This window comes from Ancylobacter lacus (assembly GCF_018390635.1).
GTDB lineage: Bacteria > Pseudomonadota > Alphaproteobacteria > Rhizobiales > Xanthobacteraceae > Ancylobacter > Ancylobacter lacus.
On the sequence record NZ_JAHBGE010000078.1, the window covers coordinates 1 to 17596 of the forward strand.

At 73.3% G+C, this 17596-nt stretch carries 15 protein-coding genes; 4 read left to right on the top strand and 11 right to left on the bottom strand.

What is annotated here, in order from left to right; genetic code table 11:
* Positions 1 to 137: 137 nt before the first annotated feature.
* The 7 genes from KHC27_RS19080 to KHC27_RS19110 form a co-directional block, all read right to left on the bottom strand.
* Positions 138 to 1808, bottom strand: a complete 1671-nt coding sequence (locus tag KHC27_RS19080) for an FAD-dependent oxidoreductase (protein WP_213341189.1) — start codon at positions 1806 to 1808, stop codon at positions 138 to 140.
* Between the two features lie 121 nt (positions 1809 to 1929).
* Complete coding sequence (locus KHC27_RS19085; RefSeq protein ID WP_343210944.1) at positions 1930 to 2622, bottom strand: ABC transporter permease; 693 nt, start codon at positions 2620 to 2622, stop codon at positions 1930 to 1932.
* A 35-nt stretch (positions 2623 to 2657) separates the two neighbouring features.
* Entirely contained in the window at positions 2658 to 3578 is a 921-nt protein-coding gene (locus KHC27_RS19090) for an ABC transporter ATP-binding protein (protein WP_213341191.1), read from the bottom strand.
* Complete coding sequence (locus tag KHC27_RS19095) at positions 3575 to 4873, bottom strand: ABC transporter permease subunit (protein ID WP_213341193.1); 1299 nt, start codon at positions 4871 to 4873, stop codon at positions 3575 to 3577. The genes KHC27_RS19090 and KHC27_RS19095 overlap by 4 nt, the downstream gene beginning before the upstream one ends.
* 20 nt (positions 4874 to 4893) lie before the next feature.
* Entirely contained in the window at positions 4894 to 5742 is an 849-nt protein-coding gene (gene osmF, locus KHC27_RS19100; RefSeq protein ID WP_246520097.1) for a glycine betaine ABC transporter substrate-binding protein OsmF, read from the bottom strand.
* Between the two features lie 161 nt (positions 5743 to 5903).
* Positions 5904 to 7223, bottom strand: a complete 1320-nt coding sequence (ispG, locus tag KHC27_RS19105; RefSeq protein ID WP_213341197.1) for a flavodoxin-dependent (E)-4-hydroxy-3-methylbut-2-enyl-diphosphate synthase — start codon at positions 7221 to 7223, stop codon at positions 5904 to 5906.
* Positions 7224 to 7281: 58 nt separating this feature from the next.
* Entirely contained in the window at positions 7282 to 7911 is a 630-nt protein-coding gene (locus KHC27_RS19110; RefSeq protein WP_213341199.1) for a Fur family transcriptional regulator, read from the bottom strand.
* Between the two features lie 202 nt (positions 7912 to 8113).
* Between KHC27_RS19110 and KHC27_RS19115 the strand changes: the two genes are divergently transcribed.
* Together KHC27_RS19115 and KHC27_RS19120 are read left to right on the top strand one after the other, a co-directional pair.
* The gene (locus KHC27_RS19115) at positions 8114 to 8896 is read left to right on the top strand and encodes a 3-hydroxybutyrate dehydrogenase (protein ID WP_213341201.1); all 783 of its coding nucleotides are present in this window, start codon (positions 8114 to 8116) and stop codon (positions 8894 to 8896) included.
* A 24-nt stretch (positions 8897 to 8920) separates the two neighbouring features.
* Positions 8921 to 10291: a patatin-like phospholipase family protein gene (locus KHC27_RS19120; RefSeq protein WP_246520091.1), complete on the top strand. Its 1371-nt coding sequence runs from the start codon at positions 8921 to 8923 to the stop codon at positions 10289 to 10291.
* A gap of 126 nt (positions 10292 to 10417) precedes the next feature.
* Here the strand turns inward: KHC27_RS19120 and KHC27_RS19125 are convergent, their stop codons facing one another.
* Both KHC27_RS19125 and KHC27_RS19130 read right to left on the bottom strand, forming a co-directional pair.
* Complete coding sequence (locus tag KHC27_RS19125; RefSeq protein ID WP_213341203.1) at positions 10418 to 11731, bottom strand: calcium-binding protein; 1314 nt, start codon at positions 11729 to 11731, stop codon at positions 10418 to 10420.
* Between the two features lie 127 nt (positions 11732 to 11858).
* Positions 11859 to 13178 carry a calcium-binding protein gene (locus KHC27_RS19130; RefSeq protein WP_213341205.1) on the bottom strand — a complete coding sequence of 440 codons (1320 nt, stop codon included), beginning with the start codon at positions 13176 to 13178 and terminating at the stop codon, positions 11859 to 11861.
* Positions 13179 to 13453: 275 nt separating this feature from the next.
* Here KHC27_RS19130 and KHC27_RS19135 point away from each other — a divergent pair, with 275 nt between their 5' ends.
* Positions 13454 to 14236 carry an RluA family pseudouridine synthase gene (locus tag KHC27_RS19135; RefSeq protein ID WP_213341208.1) on the top strand — a complete coding sequence of 261 codons (783 nt, stop codon included), beginning with the start codon at positions 13454 to 13456 and terminating at the stop codon, positions 14234 to 14236.
* A 133-nt stretch (positions 14237 to 14369) separates the two neighbouring features.
* On the opposite strand, the gene KHC27_RS19140 is transcribed toward KHC27_RS19135, so the two are convergent.
* On the bottom strand, positions 14370 to 14768 hold the full coding sequence (locus KHC27_RS19140) for a (R)-mandelonitrile lyase (RefSeq protein ID WP_213341210.1): 399 nt from the start codon (positions 14766 to 14768) through the stop codon (positions 14370 to 14372).
* A 117-nt stretch (positions 14769 to 14885) separates the two neighbouring features.
* Positions 14886 to 15845, bottom strand: a complete 960-nt coding sequence (locus tag KHC27_RS19145) for a glucokinase (protein ID WP_213341212.1) — start codon at positions 15843 to 15845, stop codon at positions 14886 to 14888.
* A 146-nt stretch (positions 15846 to 15991) separates the two neighbouring features.
* On the opposite strand from KHC27_RS19145, the gene KHC27_RS19150 reads away from it, so the two are divergent.
* Entirely contained in the window at positions 15992 to 17455 is a 1464-nt protein-coding gene (locus KHC27_RS19150) for an RsmB/NOP family class I SAM-dependent RNA methyltransferase (RefSeq protein WP_213341214.1), read from the top strand.
* Positions 17456 to 17596: the final 141 nt, after the last annotated feature.

Genomic DNA, 17596 nt, shown 5'->3' on the forward strand with positions numbered 1-17596 from the left:
GCCACCGCACCCGTCCCACGCCCCGGTCGCTCCGGAACGTCCCTTCGGCGGGGACGGATGAGCCAAGAATCCCAGATGATAGGATTTTTGTCTAGGATTATTTTCTGATAACTGCGTCGAACCGCGGCGCGCCCGCCTCAGGCGGCCGGCGTCGCCGCCGCGTCGCGGGCGAGGGCGGCGTGGATCTGCGCCACCACGGCGGCGCCTTCGCCCACCGCCGCCGCCACCCGCTTGGTCGAGCCGGCCCGCACATCGCCGATGGCGAACACCCCGCGCCGGCTGGTCTCCAGCGGCAGGTTGCCGGGCCGCACCCCGTCGCCGGTCAGCACGAAGCCCTGCCGGTCCACCGTCACCGTGCCGCCGAGCCAGTCCGCATTGGGGTCGGCGCCGATGAACAGGAAGAGATGGCGCACCGCGAGCCGCTGCGTCGCCCCGTCCTGCCGCGCCCGCAGGGTGACGGCCTCGAGCCCCTGCGCAGGGTCGCCCTCCAGTGCGGCGATCTCGGTGCGGGTGTGCAGCTCCACATTGGGCAGCGCGGCGATGCGGTCGATGAGGTAGCGCGACATCGAGGCCTCCAGCCCCTCGCCGCGGATGACGAGGTGCAGCCGGCTCACCTTCGGCGCGAGGAAGGACACCGCCTGCCCCGCCGAATTGCCGCCGCCCACCAGCACCACGTCTTCCCCCGCGCAGAGCCGCGCTTCCACCGGCGAGGCCCAGTAGGCGATGCCGCTGCCCTCGAAATCGGCGAGGTTGGGGATGTCGGGCCGGCGGTAGCGCGCCCCGGTGGCGACCACCACGGTGCGGGCCTGCACGCTGGTGCCGTCGGACAGTCGCAGCCGCTGCGGCGCGCCGTCCGTCTCCTCGGCCTCGAGGCGCATCGCTGCCAGCGGGATCGCCAGCTCGGCCCCGAATTTCTGCGCCTGGTTGTAGGCCCGGCCGGCCAGCGCCTGGCCGGAAATGCCGGTGGGAAAGCCGAGATAGTTCTCGATCCGCGCCGAGGCGCCGGCCTGTCCGCCAATGGCGTGGCGGTCCAGCACCAGCACCGCGAGCCCCTCCGAGGCGGCATAGACCGCGGTGGCGAGCCCGGCCGGGCCGGCGCCGACCACCGCGACGTCATAGACCCGCGCCGGGTCGAGCGTCGGCAGCATGCCGAGGCAGGTCGCCGCCTCCGCGAGGCCGGGGCGCTTCAGCACCCGGCCGGTCGGGCAGATCAGCAGCGGCAGCTCCTCCGGGCCGATGCCGAGCCGCTGCACCAGCTCGCGCCCCTCCTCGTCGCCGGCGGCGTCGAGCATGGCGTAGGGATAGCCGTTGCGGCTCAGCAGCCCCTCGATGGCGACGAGGCTCGCCTCGCCCGGCCGCCCGACCAGCACCGAGCCGGCGGCGCCGCCCTCGATCAGCCCCACCCGCCGCAGGATCAGCGCCCGCATCAGCACCTCGCCCACCTCGGCCGAGCCGATGGCGAGCGCGCGCAGATGCGCCGCGTCCAGCGGCACCGCGGTGCAGCCCTCCGGCCCGGCGGTGGCGGCGGCGAGCGAGGGCCGCCCGGCGAGCTGGCTGACCTCGCCGGTGAACTGGCCGGCGCCCTGCTCGGTGATCGGCTTCTCGCGGCCGAGCCCGTCGCGCCGCACGATCCGCAGGCTGCCGGCGAGGATGAGCCAGGTCGGGGCGCCGACATCGCCGACGTCGAACACATGGGCACCGGGCTCGAACCGCCGCTCCGGGCCGCTGGCGAAACGGCGCATGGTGGCGATCTGCGCCGGGGCGAGCACCGGGAACATCTGGTGGCGGCGTTCGTCGATCAGGCTCATCGCAGGCTCCGCGCTGTGGGCCGGGCTGGCCGGGCGTGCCGGCACAGTGCTCCGCTTTTCCGGCAAGGGCTTGCCGGAACGAATGTTCCCGTGCCCCGGCATTTTGCGCGGCCCGCCGGCCTCACACCGCCAGCCGGCGGGCCAGCTCGGCGAAGGCGAGGTCGACGGTGATGGCCAGGAGCGCCACCAGCACGGTGCCCTGCAGCACGAAGGCGGGGTTCTCCCCGGCCAGCCCGTCGAGGATCGGCGAGCCCAGCGTCAGCGCCCCCACGGTCGAGCCGATGGTCGCGGTGCCGATGCCGATGATGGTGGAGGTGCGCAGCCCGGTGAGGATCAGCGGCGCCGCCAGCGGCAGTTCCACCTGCCACAGCCGCGCCAGCGGGGAGAAGCCGCTGCCCTCCGCCGCCTCGATGGCGCCCGCCGGCACCGCGCGCAGCCCGGCCAGCGTCGCGGCGATGACCGGCATCAGCCCGTAGAGCACCAGCGCCAGCAGGGTCGGCGCCGCGCCATAGCCCAGCGCCGGCACCGCCAGCGCCAGCACCGCCACCGGCGGGAAGGTCTGGGCGATGGAGGCGGCGGTTTCCAGCGCCGGGGCGAAGCCGCGCCCGGCCGGCCGCGTCGCGAACACCGCCGCGCCGATGCCGGCGACCGCCGCGACGAGGCTCGCCCCGCCCGCGAGCGCGGCATGGGACAGCGCCAGTTCGGGGAAGCCGGCACGGCTGTAGACTGGCCGGTCGAGCCGGGGAAACAGCCAGTGGAACAGCGGCCCCAGCCGGTCCATGGTGAGGGTGAGCAGCACAAAAAGCCCGCCCACCCACACCACCGGCCGCCGCGCCAGCCGCCACGGCCTCACCGCGCCACCACGTCGGCGAGGGTGATGACGCCCGCCCGTCCGGCGCGGTCGCGCACCGGCAGCGCGGTGACGCCGGCCGCCACCATGCGGGCGACGACCTCGTCCAGCGGCGTATCGGCGTCGAGCGGCTCGCCGGCGGCGGTGCGGCTGAAATCCGTCCGGGCCCCGGCGGTGGCGGTCTGCAGCAGCCGCAGGCCAAGACGCGGCCCGCCGAGGAAGGCGGCGATCTCCGGGCTCGCCGGTGCTGCCAGCATGGCGTGGGGCGTCGCGGCCTGCACCAGCCGGCCGCCGGTGAGGAAGGCGAGGGTGGTGGCGAGGCGCAGCGCTTCGTCGATGTCGTGGGTGACGAGGACGATGGTGGTGCCGGTGCGGGCCTGGATGTCCTTCAGCGCGTCCTGCAGGCTGCGGCGGGTGAGGGGGTCCACCGCGCCGAACGGCTCGTCCATCAGCAGCACCTCCGGCTCGGCGGCGAGCGCGCGGGCGACGCCGACGCGCTGCTGCTGACCGCCGGAAAGCTGGTGGGGGTAGCGCCCGCCATGCGCCGGCTCCAGCCCGACCAGAGCCAGAAGCTCCTCCACCCGCCGGGCGATCCGCCGCCGCTCCCAGCCGAGCAGCCGCGGCACGGTGGCGATGTTGCGCGCCACGGTCCAGTGCGGAAACAGCCCGACCGACTGGATGACGTAGCCGAGCCGCCGACGCAGCGCGACGACGGGCAGCCGGGCGGCATCCTCGCCGCCGATCAGCACCCGCCCGCCATCCGGCTCGATCAGCCGGTTGATCAGCCGCAGCGCAGTCGACTTGCCGGCGCCGGACGGGCCGATGAGCGCGCAGATATCCCCCCGCGGGATGGTGAGGGAGAGGTCGTCCACCGCCGACGTCGCGCCGAAGCGGCGGGAAAGGTGTTCCAGCTCGATCATCGCGCCGGCTCCGGGTCCAGCAGCGCGATCAGCGCGCCGATGAGGAGATGCGCGGCGACCGCGAGCAGGATGGTGGAGAGCGCGCCCAGCAGAACCAGGTCGGCGGCGGTCTGGCCGAGGCCGCGGAAGATGAAGCCGCCGAGCCCGCCCGCGCCGATGAGCGCGCCGAGCACGGCGAGGCCGACGAGCTGCACCACCACCACCCGCAGCATCCGCAGCAGCGTCGGCAGGGCCAGCGGCAGCACCACGCCGGCCAGCAGCTGCAGCCGGGTCATCCCCATGCCCCGGCCGGCCGCGACGGCGGCGGCGGGCACCGCGCGCAGCGCCGCCTCCACCCCCCGCGCCACCGGCAGCAGGGCGTAGAGCGCGAGGGCGATGATCGCCGGAAACGCGCCGATGCCGCCGAAGCCGAGCCCGCGCAGCGCCGGCACCGCGTTCGCCAGCGCGGTCAGCGGGCCGATGAGCAGCGCGAACAGCGCGATGGAGGGAATGGTCTGCAGCAGGTTCAGCACCGCGAAGGCCCCCGTGCCGCGCCCCGGCCGCACCTGCGCCCAGCCGCCGAGCGCGCCGCCGATGGGCAGCGCGACCAGCAGGCCGCCGCCGACCAGCAGCAGATGGCGCCCGGCCGCGTCGACCCAGCCCGCCCGGTTCACCGCGAATTCCCGCGCCAGCGACAGGTCGGTGATTGCCCCGGCGCCGGCGAGCAGCAGCAGGGCCGCCGCCAGCGCCGCGATGAGCGCCGCCCGTGCCGGCAGCGGCGGGACGCGGCGCAGGGCACCGGCGAAGACCAGCAGCGCCAGCGACAGCCAGACCCAGAAGGCGGCGCCGAGCGAGACCCGGGTCCGCCCGCCGCCCCCGCTGTCGGCCGCGACCGCCGCGTGGGCCGCCGCGCCCGCCAGCGCGACCAGCAGCACCACGATGCCGGCGGCCAGCGCCGCGATCAGGCCGGCGCGGAGGGTGGCCTGCCGCCGGCACGGGGTGGTGTCGGAGGCGGCCGCCGCGCCGGTGAGCGCCAGCCCGGCCAGCGCCGCCGCCAGCATCGCGAGCGCGAGGCACCCGCCTGGCCCGGCGGCTTCCCACAGCCCGCGCGGCACGCCCGAGACCAGCCGGTTCGGCGCGACCCCGACGAAGCCGGCCGGGAGCGCGGCCAGCGCCAGCGCCGCCGCCGCGACGATTGGCGCGACCCCCGCCGGGTCCCACGCCCGCCGGTCCGCTCGCGGCGCGGCATGGGCGCGGCCCGCCGTGGCGGCGTCGGCGCGGTTGCCGCGCCGTGGCGGGGTGGCGGTCGCGTTCATGAGGGCGGAGGGCGGCGGCGCTATTTCAGCAGCCCCGCGCCTTCGAGATAGGCCCGCGCCACCGCGCCGGCGTCCTGCCCGTCGAGCTGGACCTGCGCGTTCAGCTTCTGGAGCGTGTCCAGCGACAGCCCGGAGAAGGCGGCGGCGAGCAGGCCGGCCATGGCGGGGTTGGCCTCCAGCACCGGGGCGCGGACCACCGGCGCCGGCTGGTAGACCGGCTGGACGTGCCGGGTGTCCGCCAGCACCTTGAGATCGAGCGCGGCGATGGCGCCATCCGTGCCATAGACCATGGCGGTGTTGACGCCGGAGGTGCCCTCGGCGGCGGCCTTGATGGTGGCCGTGGTGTCCCCGCCCGAGAGCACGAGCAACTGGTCGCCCTTCAGCGTGAAGCCATAGGCCTGCTGGAACGCCGGCAGCGCCGCCGGGCTCTCGACGAATTCGGCCGAGCCAGCCAGCTTCACCGTGCCGCCGTCCTTCACCCAGCGGGCGAAATCCTCCAGCGTGGCGAGCTTCTGCGCCGCCGCCACGTCGCCGCGCACGGCGATGCCCCAGGTGTTGTCGGCGGGGGCGGGGGCGAGCCAGACCAGCCCGTTGGCGGCGTCGAGCGCCCGGGCCTTCTCATAGGCGGCGGCGGCGTTCTTCCACACCGGGTCGGCGTCCATCGAAAAGAAGAAGCCGGCATTGCCGGTATATTCGGGGTAGATGTCGATCTCGCCGGCGAGAAGCGCGGTGCGGCAGATCTTGGTGGGGCCGAGCTGGATCTTGCGGGTGACCTCGATGCCGGCATGTTCCAGCGTCAGCGCGATGATGTTGCCGAGCACCGCGCCCTCGGTGTCGATCTTGGACGCCACGACCACCGGCCGGGCCATGGCGGCCCCCGCCGTCGACAGCAGGCCGAAGCCAAGGAAAAGCACGGCGAGGAGGCGGGACGCGGGGCGGGACATGGGGCTCTCCGGTGGGCGGCGCAGCACAGGCTAGCGCATGACGCAGCGACGGAGCTATTGTTCCCGCACGGCGGCGGGCGCCAGCGCTATTCCGCGGCGTCGATCCCGGGCGAGGCGGGCCGCGCGGTGCCGACGCCGAAGCGGCGGGCGACATAGTCCTCCACGATCTTCTTGAAGTCCTCGCGCAGGGTGGGGCCGCGCAGGGTCACCGCCTTCTTGCCGTCGATATAGACCGGCGCGGTGGGGAATTCGCCGGTGCCGGGCAGCGAGATGCCGATGTCGGCGTGCTTGCTCTCGCCGGGCCCGTTCACGATGCAGCCCATCACCGCGACGTTCAGGGTCTCGACGCCGGGATAGTGCTTCTTCCACTCCGGCATCGAGCTGCGGATGAAGTCCTGCACCTCGAAGGCGAGCTCCTGGAAGGTGGTGGAGGTGGTGCGCCCGCAGCCCGGGCACGCCGCCACCAGCGGCACGAAGGTGCGCAGCCCCATGGTCTGGAGCATTTCCTGCGCCACCGTGACCTCGCGGGTGCGGTCGCCGCCGGGCTCCGGGGTGAGCGAGACGCGGATGGTGTCGCCGATGCCCTGCTGCAGCAGCACCCCCATCGCGGTGGAGGAGGCGACGATGCCCTTGGAGCCCATGCCGGCCTCGGTGAGGCCGAGATGCAGCGCATAGTTCGCGCGGCGGGCGAGTTCGCCATAGACGGTGATGAGGTCCTGCACCGCCGAGACCTTGGCGGAGAGGATGATCTTGTCGCGCGGCAGGCCGATCTCCTCCGCCAGCGCGGCGGAGAGCAGCGCCGAGCGCACCAGCGCCTCGCGCGTCACCGCCCGGGCGTCGGCCGGGCGCGGCAGCCGGGCGTTTTCGTCCATCAGCCGGGTGAGCAGGTCGTCGTCGAGCGAGCCCCAGTTGGCGCCGATGCGCACCGGCTTGCCGTGGCGGATCGCCATTTCGACGATGGTCGCGAAATGCCGGTCGCGCTTCTCGCCGAAGCCGACATTGCCGGGGTTGATGCGGTATTTGTCGAGCGCGGCGGCGCAGGCCGGGTGCTCGGCCAGCAGGATGTGGCCGTTGTAGTGGAAGTCGCCGACGAGGGGGGTGGTGAGGCCCCGGCGCAGCAGCTTCTCCTTGATGTGCGGCACGGCGGCAGCGGATTCGCTGCGGTCCACCGTGATGCGCACGATCTCCGACCCCGCCAGCGCCAGCGCCGCGACCTGCGCCACGGTGGCGTCGACATCGGCGGTGTCGGTGTTGGTCATCGACTGCACCACCACCGGGGCGCCGCCGCCGACGGTGATGGAGCCCACCTTCACCGCCACGGTGCGGCGCCGGGCGGCGGGCCCGGCCGCTTCGAGCTCGGGCGCGACGATGGCGGCGGGGGACAGGGTGTCGGTCGCGCTGGTCATGGAGAGGGTTCCGGCGGCGCAGGATCGCTGATCGGGTTAGGCCGCGCCGCGCCCGCCGTCAACCGGCGGCGGCGCCGGCCGCCTCCGGCCCGGGCGCTTCGGCGGCGGACTGGCACTTCGCGCAGGTGCCGGCGATTTCGATGACCGGGTTGCGCGGGGTGAAGCCGGCGGCCCGCGTCGCCCAGGCGAGGTCGCGGCCGATGGCGTGGGAGGCGACCTCGGCGGTGGCGCCGCAGCTCTCGCAGATGAGGAAAACCACCACGTCGTCGGCGCCGTGCTCGCGGCCGCAGACGATGAAGGCGTTGCGGCTCTCGATGCGGTGGGCGAGGCCCTCGGCGACGAGGAAATCCAGCGCGCGGTAGACCGACATCGGCGGCGGCCGGTCGCCCGAGGCGCCGAGCCGGCCGACCAGCTCATAGGCGCCGAGCGGGACATGGCTGTCCGCCAGCGATTCCAGCACCCGGCGGCGCAGCGGGGTGAGCCGCATGCCGCGCGCGGCGCAGCAGGCCTGCGCCCGCGCCAGCGCCCCGGAGACGCAGGAGCCATGGTCGTGGTCGTGGTCGTGGTCGTGGCCGGCGGCCGCGTCACCGGCGGCCACGTCACCATCCGCCGCGCCCGGGCGGTCCCGGTCGAGCGTGTCGAGGCGGCCGGGGCCGTCCGCGGGCGGGGTAGGGTCGGGCGATGTCATCGGCTTATCGTAAACCACTTCCATTCATCACGAAAACGAAACGGCCCGGTTTCGCCCGGGTTTGATCTGCCGCATCGCACACGGGGCCTTTCCGCTGCAGGAGAGCGTGATACCGTGCGCGAGAACCCGGTCCGCGGCGGGCGTTGGCCCGCTTGACGGATATGAGTGCGCCCGCCGCGCGGCGCAACCACAGGAGATGTGCATGCTGAAGGGTAAGACCGCCGTCGTCACCGGCTCCACGAGCGGCATCGGCCTCGCCATCGCCCGCGGCCTCGCCGCCGAGGGCGCCAATGTCGTGCTGAACGGCTTCGGCGACGCCGCCGCGATCGAGGCCCTGCGTGCGGGCATCGAGACCGAGTTCGGCGTCAAGGCGGCCTATTCCGCCGCCGACCTCACCAAGGCCGCCGAATGCGCCGCCCTGATCGGCTTCGCGGAAGAGACCTTCGGCTCGGTCGACGTGCTGGTGAACAATGCCGGCGTGCAGCATGTCGCCCCGATCGAGGAATTCCCGGACGACAAGTGGGACCTCATCATCGCGCTGAACCTCTCCGCCGCGTTCCACGCCATCAAGGCCGCGGTGCCGGGCATGAAGGCGCGCAAATGGGGCCGCATCATCAACACCGCCTCCGCCCATGCGCTGGTCGCCTCGCCCTTCAAGGCGGCCTATGTCTCGGCCAAGCACGGCATTGCCGGCCTCACCAAGACGGTGGCGCTGGAGACCGCCACCTTCGGCATCACCTGCAACGCCATCTGCCCCGGCTATGTCTGGACCCCGCTGGTGGAGAAGCAGATTCCCGACACCGCCAAGGCCCGTGGCCTGACCGAGGAGCAGGTGAAGCGGGACGTGCTGCTCGCCGCCCAGCCCACCAAGGAGTTCGTCACGGTCGAGGAAGTGGCCGCGCTCGCGGTGTTCCTCGCCTCGGACGCCGCGCGCTCCATCACCGGTTCGCTGCAGCAGATCGACGGCGGCTGGGTGGCGGAATAGCCGGCAGCAGGGGGAGCACGGGCGATGACGGAGAGCGAGAAGCCGGCCGGCGCGCCGGCACGGGCCCGGCGCGGCAAGGCCCCCGGCGGCATGCCGCCGAAGCCCGCCGGCGGTGCGGCGGAGACGGCGCAGGCTGACGCGGCGCAGGCTGACGCGGCGCAGGCTGACGCGGCGCAGGCTGATGCGGCCCAACCGGAAGCGGCGCAGCAGGCTGCGGCCACCGCGGTCTCGCCCGGTCCCGAAGGGGAGACCGCCCGCAACGCGGCCTCCGCCCTCTCGGTGCACGGCCCGGTGGGCGCGGCGGCGGTGAAGGCCGACGCGTCCCCCGACTCCGGGGCGGCACGGCCGGCCGGGCACGGCTCCCGCATCAAGGCGGTCAATCTCGCGCTGCAGGGCGGCGGGGCCCATGGCGCCTTCACCTGGGGCGTGCTGGACCGGCTGCTGGAGGATGGCCGCATCCGCATCGAGGGCGTCTCCGGCACCAGCGCCGGGGCGATGAACGCCGCCGTCCTCACCTCCGGCCTCGCCAAGGGCGGGGAGGAAGGCGGCCGCGAGGCGCTGACCCGCTACTGGCGCGCGGTTTCCAAGGACGGGCGCACCAGCCCGATCCAGCGCACCCTGCTGGACCGGCTTATGGGCAACTGGTCGCTCAACATGAACCCGGCCTATGTCGTCATGGATCTGATGAGCCGGCTGGTGTCGCCCTACGACTTCAACCCGATGAACATCAACCCGCTGCTCGACCTCGTGAACGAGCACGTCGATTTCGAGGCCGTGCAGTCCTGCGACCATGTCCACGTCTTCGTCAGCGCGACCAACGTCCACACTGGCAAGGTGCGGGTCTTCTCCAAGACCGAGCTGACCGCCGAGGCGATCATGGCCTCGGCCTGCCTGCCCAACATGTTCCAGGCGGTTGAGATCGACGGCGTGCCCTATTGGGACGGCGGCTTCATGGGCAACCCCGCGCTGTTTCCGTTCTACGACGCGGTGAAGACCGACGACATCCTGCTCATCCAGATCAACCCGATCATCCGCCGCGAGACGCCGAAGACGGCGCGCGACATCCAGAACCGGATCAACGAGATCACCTTCAACGCCTCGCTGCTGGCCCAGCTCCGCGCCGCCGACTTCGTGACCCGCCTGCTCCGGCAGGGCAGCCTGAGCCACCGCGGCGACGGGATCGACGGCTATCGCGACCTGCGCCTGCACCGCATCGACGGCGCGGAGAAGCTGGTCGCGCTCGATGCCTCCACCAAGCTGAACGCGGAGTGGGAATTCCTGACCTATCTCCGCGATATCGGGCGGGACGCGGCCGCGCGGTTTCTGGACCAGCACTTCGACGATATCGGCGTGCGCTCCACGCTCGACATCCAGGACGAGCTGCGGAAGAACTGAGCCCGGCGCAGGCCGGGGCCCCGCGTTGGCCCGGCGCGCCGGGGCTTCCGCGCCGCCGTCGCTCACGCCCGCCTGGCGCCCCCGGCGCCGGCGCGGGAGGAGCCCGGCGCGGCGGGCCGGCGGCGTTCAGGCGAAGGTGAAGTCGGCCGCGGTGAGGGTGAGGGCGGAGCCGTCGAACGCCTTCACCGTGATGTTGTTGCCGCCGTTCAGGTCGATCACCGGGGCGGCGGTGCCGTTGCCGGAGATGTCGAGGTCGCCGAAGGCGTGGATGCCATAGGCCGAGAGGTCGATGGTGTCGCGGCCCTGCGGCCCGCCGGGCTGCTGGCCGAAATCCTCGATGGTGTCGTGGCCGCTGCCGGGGGTGAACACGAACCGGTCGTTGCCGCCGCCCAGCAGGGTCACCTCGTTCGATGCCGACCGATAATCGCCCCACAGCTCGTCGTCTCCGGCCCCGCCGTCGATGACGTCGTCGCCAAGCTGGCCGATGGTCGACGGGCCGGAGCCGCCCAGAGTGCCGGCATCGCCATAGATCGTGTCGGCGCCTGCGTCGCCAAAGATCACGTCGCTGCCGCAGCCGACGAGGGAGCCGACGCCGAAGGCCACCGAATGGCCGTCGCCATAGAGGGTGTCGTCATCTGCGCCGCCATGCAGGATGTCGTTGCCGCAGAGAACCTGGCTCGCATCGTTGTGGGCGACTTCGACGCCGTCGCCATAAACGGTGTCGGCGCCGTCGTCGCCGAACAGCAGGTCGTTGCCGCCATAGGCCCGGGAGTTGAAGGCGGAGTCGTCGTCCGAACTGGCGAGCTGGAACCCGTCGCCGTAGATGACATCGCCGCCGCCGCCTCCGAGCACCGTGTCGTTGCCGCCATAGCTGTTGATGAGCACGGAGCCGTCGCCGCTGATGACGTCGGCCAGAGCGCTGCCGGTGAGGGTGTCCGCGCCGCCCACCGCATAGGTCATCGCGCTCCCGTCGCCATACAGGTTGTAGGCCTCCTGTGTGAGAAGGCTGGCATTGATGATGTCGTCGCCGCCGCGGATCGAGGCACTATCGGTGCCGGCGAGGGTTTCGGCATCGCCATAGGCCGTGGTCAGGTTTCCCGCCAGCCACAGCCGGTCATTGCCGCTGCCGCCGGAGACGCTGTACGGGGTGGAATAGGGGCTGCCGGCATTGCCGGCGCGCACGGTCATGTCGAAGAAATCGTCGCCGGCGCCAAGATCGAAGGCGGAGAAGCCGGAAAAGCGCAGCCTGTTCACCCCGTTCAGGGTGAAATCATAGATGAAGGCGTCGTTGTTGGCGGTGCCGGTCAGGGTCGTGTCGCCGCCGGACGCGGTGTAGACCGTCGAGCTGGCATAGAAGCCGGCGATCGAGATGGTGGTGGGGGTGGTGCCCAGCGTCGCCGTGCTGCGGCTGCTGAGCTTGCCCTGATAGACGAACCGCATGGCAAAGGCTCCCCCGCCGGCCGAATGGCCGGTCTCCCCACTACCATGATACAGGGCCCGCCTCGTGGTGCCACATCCCCGGTGCGGATTTCTGCACCGGTGGCAAGGGGCGGCGCGGTGGGCCGGCTCAGGCGAAGGTGAAATCGGCGCTGGTGAGGGTGAGGGCGGAGCCGTCGAACGCCTTCACCGTGATGGTGTTGCCGCCGTGCAGGTCGATCACCGGGGCGGCGGTGCCGTTACCCGAGATGTCGAGGTCGCCGAAGGCGTGGATGCCATAGGCGGCGAGGTCGATGGTGTCGCGGCCCTGCGGCCCGCCGAGCTGCTGGCCGAAATCGTTGATGGTGTCGTGGTCGCTGCCGGGCTCGAACACGAACTGGTCGTTGCCGCCGCCCACCGCCAGGCTCACGCTGCTCGATTTCGACCCGTAGTCACCCCAGAGCTGGTCGTTGCCGGCACCGCCGTCGATGATGTCGTAGCCGAGCTGGCCGATGGACGAGGGGTCGTTGCCGCCGATGGACTGGGCGTCGCCATAGATGGTGTCCGCGCCGTCATCGCCATAGAGCGTGTCGTTGCCGCCGTCGGCGCCGGAATTGAGCCCGGAGGCGAGCGAGTAGCCGTCACCATAGAGGAGGTCGTCGCCGGTGCCGCCATGGAGGGTGTCGCTGCCTCCTATGGCGTTGGCGCTCTGGCTGTTGGCGAGGTAGTAGCCGTCGCCGATCAGGATATCGGCCCCCTCGTCGCCGAACAGGATGTCGTTGCCGCCATAGGCGACGGTGTTGTCGCCGGTCGCGTCGCTGGAACCGGCGAGGTAGGAGGCGTCGCCGGCGATCGCGTCGTTTCCGGCGCCGCCCGCCAGCGTGTCGTTGCCGCCATAGCTGTTGAGGAGATACATGCCGTCGCCGTAGATGCCGACGTCGTCCTGGGCGCTGCCGGTGATCAGGTCGTCGCCGCCCCGGGCGTAGGTCAGGGTGAAGGCGTCGCCGATAAGCCAGTCGTTCGTCTGCGTGACCTGGGAGGCGTCGATGATGTCGTCGCCGCCGCGCGCCTGCGCGCTGGAGGTGCCGGTCATCGTCTCGACATCGCCATAGGCCGTGGCGATGGTGCCGGCCAGCCACAGCCGGTCATTGCCGCTGCCGCCGGAGACGCTGTACGGGGTGGAATAGGGGCTGCCGGCATTGCTGGCGCGCACGGTCATGTCGAAGAAATCGTCGCCGGCGCCGAGATCGAAGGCCGAGAAGCCGGAAAACCGCAGCTTGTTCACCCCGTTCAGGGTGAAATCATAGATGAAGGCGTCGTTATTGGCGGTGCCGGTCAGGGTCTTGTCGGTGGCCGTGGCGGTGTAGACCGTCGAGCTGGCATAGAAGCCGGCGATCGAGATGGTGGTGGAGGTGGTGCCCAGCGTCGCCGTGCTGCGGCTGTTGAGCTTGCCCTGGTAAACGAACTGCATTGGCGCTTCCCTCCCGCTGGAACCCGTCGGCTCTCATCGTCGTGACGATACCGCGCCCCGGTGCCGCCGCCTACCGTTCCCGCACCCTTGCGAAAGGCCGTGCCGCAGCCGGCGGGGGTGCCCGCCCTTCCCGCCAGATGATAGAGACGGGCGCAGCGGACGCCGCGCGGCAGGGGAGGCCGGAATGACCGAACAGACAGGAAGCGCCGACGGCCGACGCCGCCGCCCGGCGTGGCGCGCCGGGCGCGCGGTCCCGGCCGGGTTGGGAGCGGGCCATGGGTGAGGCCACCCCCGCGCCGCCCCGCGCCTTCTCCCTCGACGACCGCCTCCTCCACCGCGACGGGCTGATGCTTGTCATCGACAAGCCCGCGGGCCTGCCGGTGCACAAGGGGCCGAAGGGCGGGGAGACGCTGGCGGACCATCTCGATTCGCTGCGCTTCGGCCTGCCGAACCCGCCGGAGCTGGCGCACCGGCTCGACAAGGACACCTCGGGCTGCCTCGTGCTCGGCCGCCACCGCAAGGCGCTGGCCGAGCTCGGGCGGGCCTTCGCGCAGGGGCTGGTCGGCAAGACCTATATGGCGGTGGTGCGGGGCGTGCCGGCCGAGGCCGGCGGGCGGATCGAGCTCAACCTCGCCAAGCGCTCGCCCCATCGCGGCTGGTGGATGGCGGTCGATCCGCGCGGCCAGCCCGCCGTCACCGAGTGGCGGCTGCTGGCGGCGGGGGAGGGGCTCAGCGTGGTCGCGCTCTCCCCGCTCACCGGGCGCACCCACCAGCTCCGCGTCCACATGGACGCGATCGGCCACCCGATCTTCGGCGACAGCATCTATGGCGGGGCGCCGCGGCTGCCGGGCAGCCCGGCGCTGCACCTGCACGCCCGCCGTCTCGTGCTGCCGCAGGGGCGGGGCAAGCCGCCGCTCGACGTGCGGGCGCCGCTGCCCGCGCACATGCTCGCCACCCTCGCCGCGCTCGGGCTCGATGCCGCCGCGCTGGCGGCGGCGGCCGATGGCTGCGCCTTCAGCAAGCTCGCCGCCGGGGTCACGGCCGGGGTGGAGGAGTAGCGCGGCTGGCCATGCCGGGCGGGAGCTGGCCGTGCGGACGCCGCCATGCCCGCACCGCCGCCCGCGCCGCCGCGCGGTGAGGGGCTCAGTGAGGTCCCGCGGGACGGCAGGGCCGCCGGGTCCGCGCCGGGGCTCAGCCGCCGTGGTAGTCGGCGTCGGAGACGTGCTCCAGCCAGTCCACCGCCTTGCCGTCGAGCCGTTCCTGAATGGCGATGTGGCTCATGGCGGTGTCCGGGGCGGCGCCGTGCCAGTGCTTCTCCCCGGGCGGGAACCACACCACGTCGCCGGGGCGGATCTCCTCCACCGGCCCGCCCTCGCGCTGCGCCCGGCCGAGGCCGGAGGTGACGATGATGGTCTGCCCCAGCGGGTGGGTGTGCCAGGCGGTGCGGGCCCCCGGCTCGAAGGTGACGAGCGCGCCCGCCACCCGCGCTGGCGCCTCCGCCTGGAACAGCGGGTCGACCCGCACCCTGCCGGTGAACCAGTCCGCCGGCCCGGCGGCCGACGGCTGGGAGCCATTTCGCGTGATCTGCATGGCGGTTCTCCTGCGCCGGCGCCGGGCTGGCGCCGATCCGCTTCATCTGGGGAGGACGCCGCCACCGGCGAGACGGCCGGGCCGGCCGTCCCTCGCCGCGGGCGCCCGATCTTCGCGTCAGTCCAGCAGCGCCGCCAGCCGGGCGGCGACCTGGCCGGCGCCGAGCAGGCCGGGGGTCGGCTCGGTGGAGGTGACGACATGGACCGTGGTGCCCACCAGCCGCGCCTCGTGGGGAGGGTGTTCCTCGAACGCCTCGCGGAACGGCGAGTGCGCCATCAGCGGCGCGAGGCCGGCGGCGACGCCGCCGGCGAGGAATACCCCGCCGCGCGCATTGAAGATGAGGGCGAGGTCGCCGGCGATCCGCCCGAACAGGCGCAGGAAGATGTGGCAGGTCTCCACCGCGTCGCGCTCGCCCGCCAGCGCGGCGGCGATCACGAGCTCCGGCGCCAGCTTGTCGCCGGTGAAGACCTGATGGATGAGGGCGAGCCCGCTGCCGGACAGGGCGTGCTCCACCACCACCGGGCCGAAGATGCGCACCAGATGCGCCAGCAGCCGGGCCTCGGTGGCGTTGGTGGCGCCGAGCCGGGCGCGGCCGCCCTCGCCGGTGATGACGACGGGGTGGCCGTCCCCGCCCCGGATCAGCCCGGCCACGCCGAAGCCGGTGCCCGGCCCGCAGACCAGAACCGGCGCGCCGGGCAGGGCCTTGCCGCCCCCCACCGCGACCAGATCGGCCGGCGCGACCACCTGAACGCCATGGGCCAGCGCCTCGAAATCGTTCAGCACCGCCAGCCGGCTCCAGCCGAAGCGCTCGCGCAGCCCGGCCTTGGTGAAGGCCCAGTCGCGGTTGGTCAGCCGCACCTGCTCGTCATCGGCCGGGCCGGCCACCGCCAGCACCGCGCCGCGCACCCGCCGCCCGGCCTCGGCGCGGGCGGAAAGGTCGGTCTCGATCATCGCCTCGATGGTCGGGAAGGAATCGTTGCGGTGGATGCGGATGTCGGTCGGCCGGCCGTCGAGACCGATCAGCGCGAGGCGGGACGAGGTGCCGCCTATGTCGGCGGCGAGGACGGGGTGCGACATGAACCTGCTGCAGGTTGGAGGCGATGGGGGGATAGGACCCAATCCGGCGGCGTTCCACAAGCCCTGCCGCAGCGGCGGGGCGGCGAGTCCGATCAAAGCGCGGCGGAGCGGTTGCGTTCCCGCCGCACTCGGCCTAGGTCCGGCCCATGAACGACTCACGCAAGGATGGCCCGAGGCGGCCCCCGCACACCCGCGGCCCCGGAAAGGGTCCGGCGGGCCGCGCTGGCGGCCCGGCCGGCCCGAGGAAGAAGCCCGCCCCGGCCCGCGCGGCGGCGCCGGGCGACGACGCCGGCGGCCCTGATGGCAATGGGCCCGATACCAACGGGCTTGCCGCCCGCCGCGCCGCCGCCGACGCCATCGAGGCGGTGCTGCTGAACGGGCGCCCGCTGGAGGAGGCGCTGGATCGGCTCTGCCGCGGCCTGCCGGACCGTGATCGCGGCTTCGCCCGTATGCTGGCGGCCAGCGTGCTGCGCCGGCTCGGCTCGCTGAAGGCGGTGCTCGCCGCAATGATGGAGAGCCCGCTGGCCGAGCGCGGCCGCCGCGCCGAGACGCTGCTGCTGATCGGCGCGGCGCAGGTGCTGCTGATGGACGTGCCGGACCATGCCGCCGTCGCCACCACGGTGGACCTCGCCGGCGAACAGCCCGCCACCGCCGGCTACAAGGGCCTGATCAACGCCGTGCTGCGCCGGGTGGCGCGCGAGGGCGCCGCGCCGTTCCGGTCTGCGGAAGCCGCGGGCGCCGACCTGCCGGAGTGGCTGCTCGCCGGCTGGACCCGGACCTATGGCGCCGGGCCCGCCGCCGAAGCCGCGCGGATGCTGCGGCAGGAAGCCCCGCTCGACATCAGCGTGAAGGCGGACGCCGCCGGCTGGGCCGAACGGCTCGGCGGGCGTGTGCTCCCGACCGGTTCGATCCGGCTGGTAGAGGCCGGCAGCATCACCGCGCTGCCCGGTTTCGACGAGGGCGCGTGGTGGGTGCAGGACGCCGCCGCCGCCATTCCCGCCCGGCTGCTGCACGCCGCGCCGGGCCTGCGCGTCGCCGATCTGTGCGCCGCGCCGGGCGGCAAGACCGCCCAGCTCGCCGCCGCCGGCGCCGAGGTGGTGGCGCTGGACCGCTCCGGCCCGCGGCTGAAGCGCCTCGCCCAGAATCTCGCCCGGCTGAACCTCGCCGCCACCGTGGTGGAGGCCGACGCCACCCGCTGGGAAGGCGGGCCGTTCGACGCGGTGCTGATCGACGCCCCCTGCTCGGCCACCGGCACGCTGCGCCGCCACCCCGACGTCGCCTGGACCAAGGGGCCGCAGGACGTGGCGAGCCTCGCCGCGCTGCAGGCCCGGCTGCTCGACCACGCCGCCGGCCTGCTGCGGCCCGGCGGGGTTCTGGTCTATTCCACCTGCTCGCTGGAGCCGGACGAGGGCGAGCGGCAGATCGAGCGGCTGCTGGCGCAATCCGACGCCTTCCGCCGCGCGCCGGTGGTGCCGGGAGAATGCGGCCTGCCGGCGGAGTGGCTGAACCCGGCCGGCGAGGTGCGTACCCTGCCTTACCACCTGCCAGACCCGGACATGCGCTATGCCGGGCTCGACGGCTTCTTCGCCGCGCGGCTGCGGCGGGTCTGAGGGCATCGCGGTCCCCTCCGCGCCGGCTGGCGCGAAGGGCCCGGAGCGACGCCGGCGCCGGTATTGCGACGCCGGCCGGCCCGCGCCGCCACTCTCCCGCTGGTCCTGGGACCGGCGCACGTTTAATCTTGCCGGATGGGG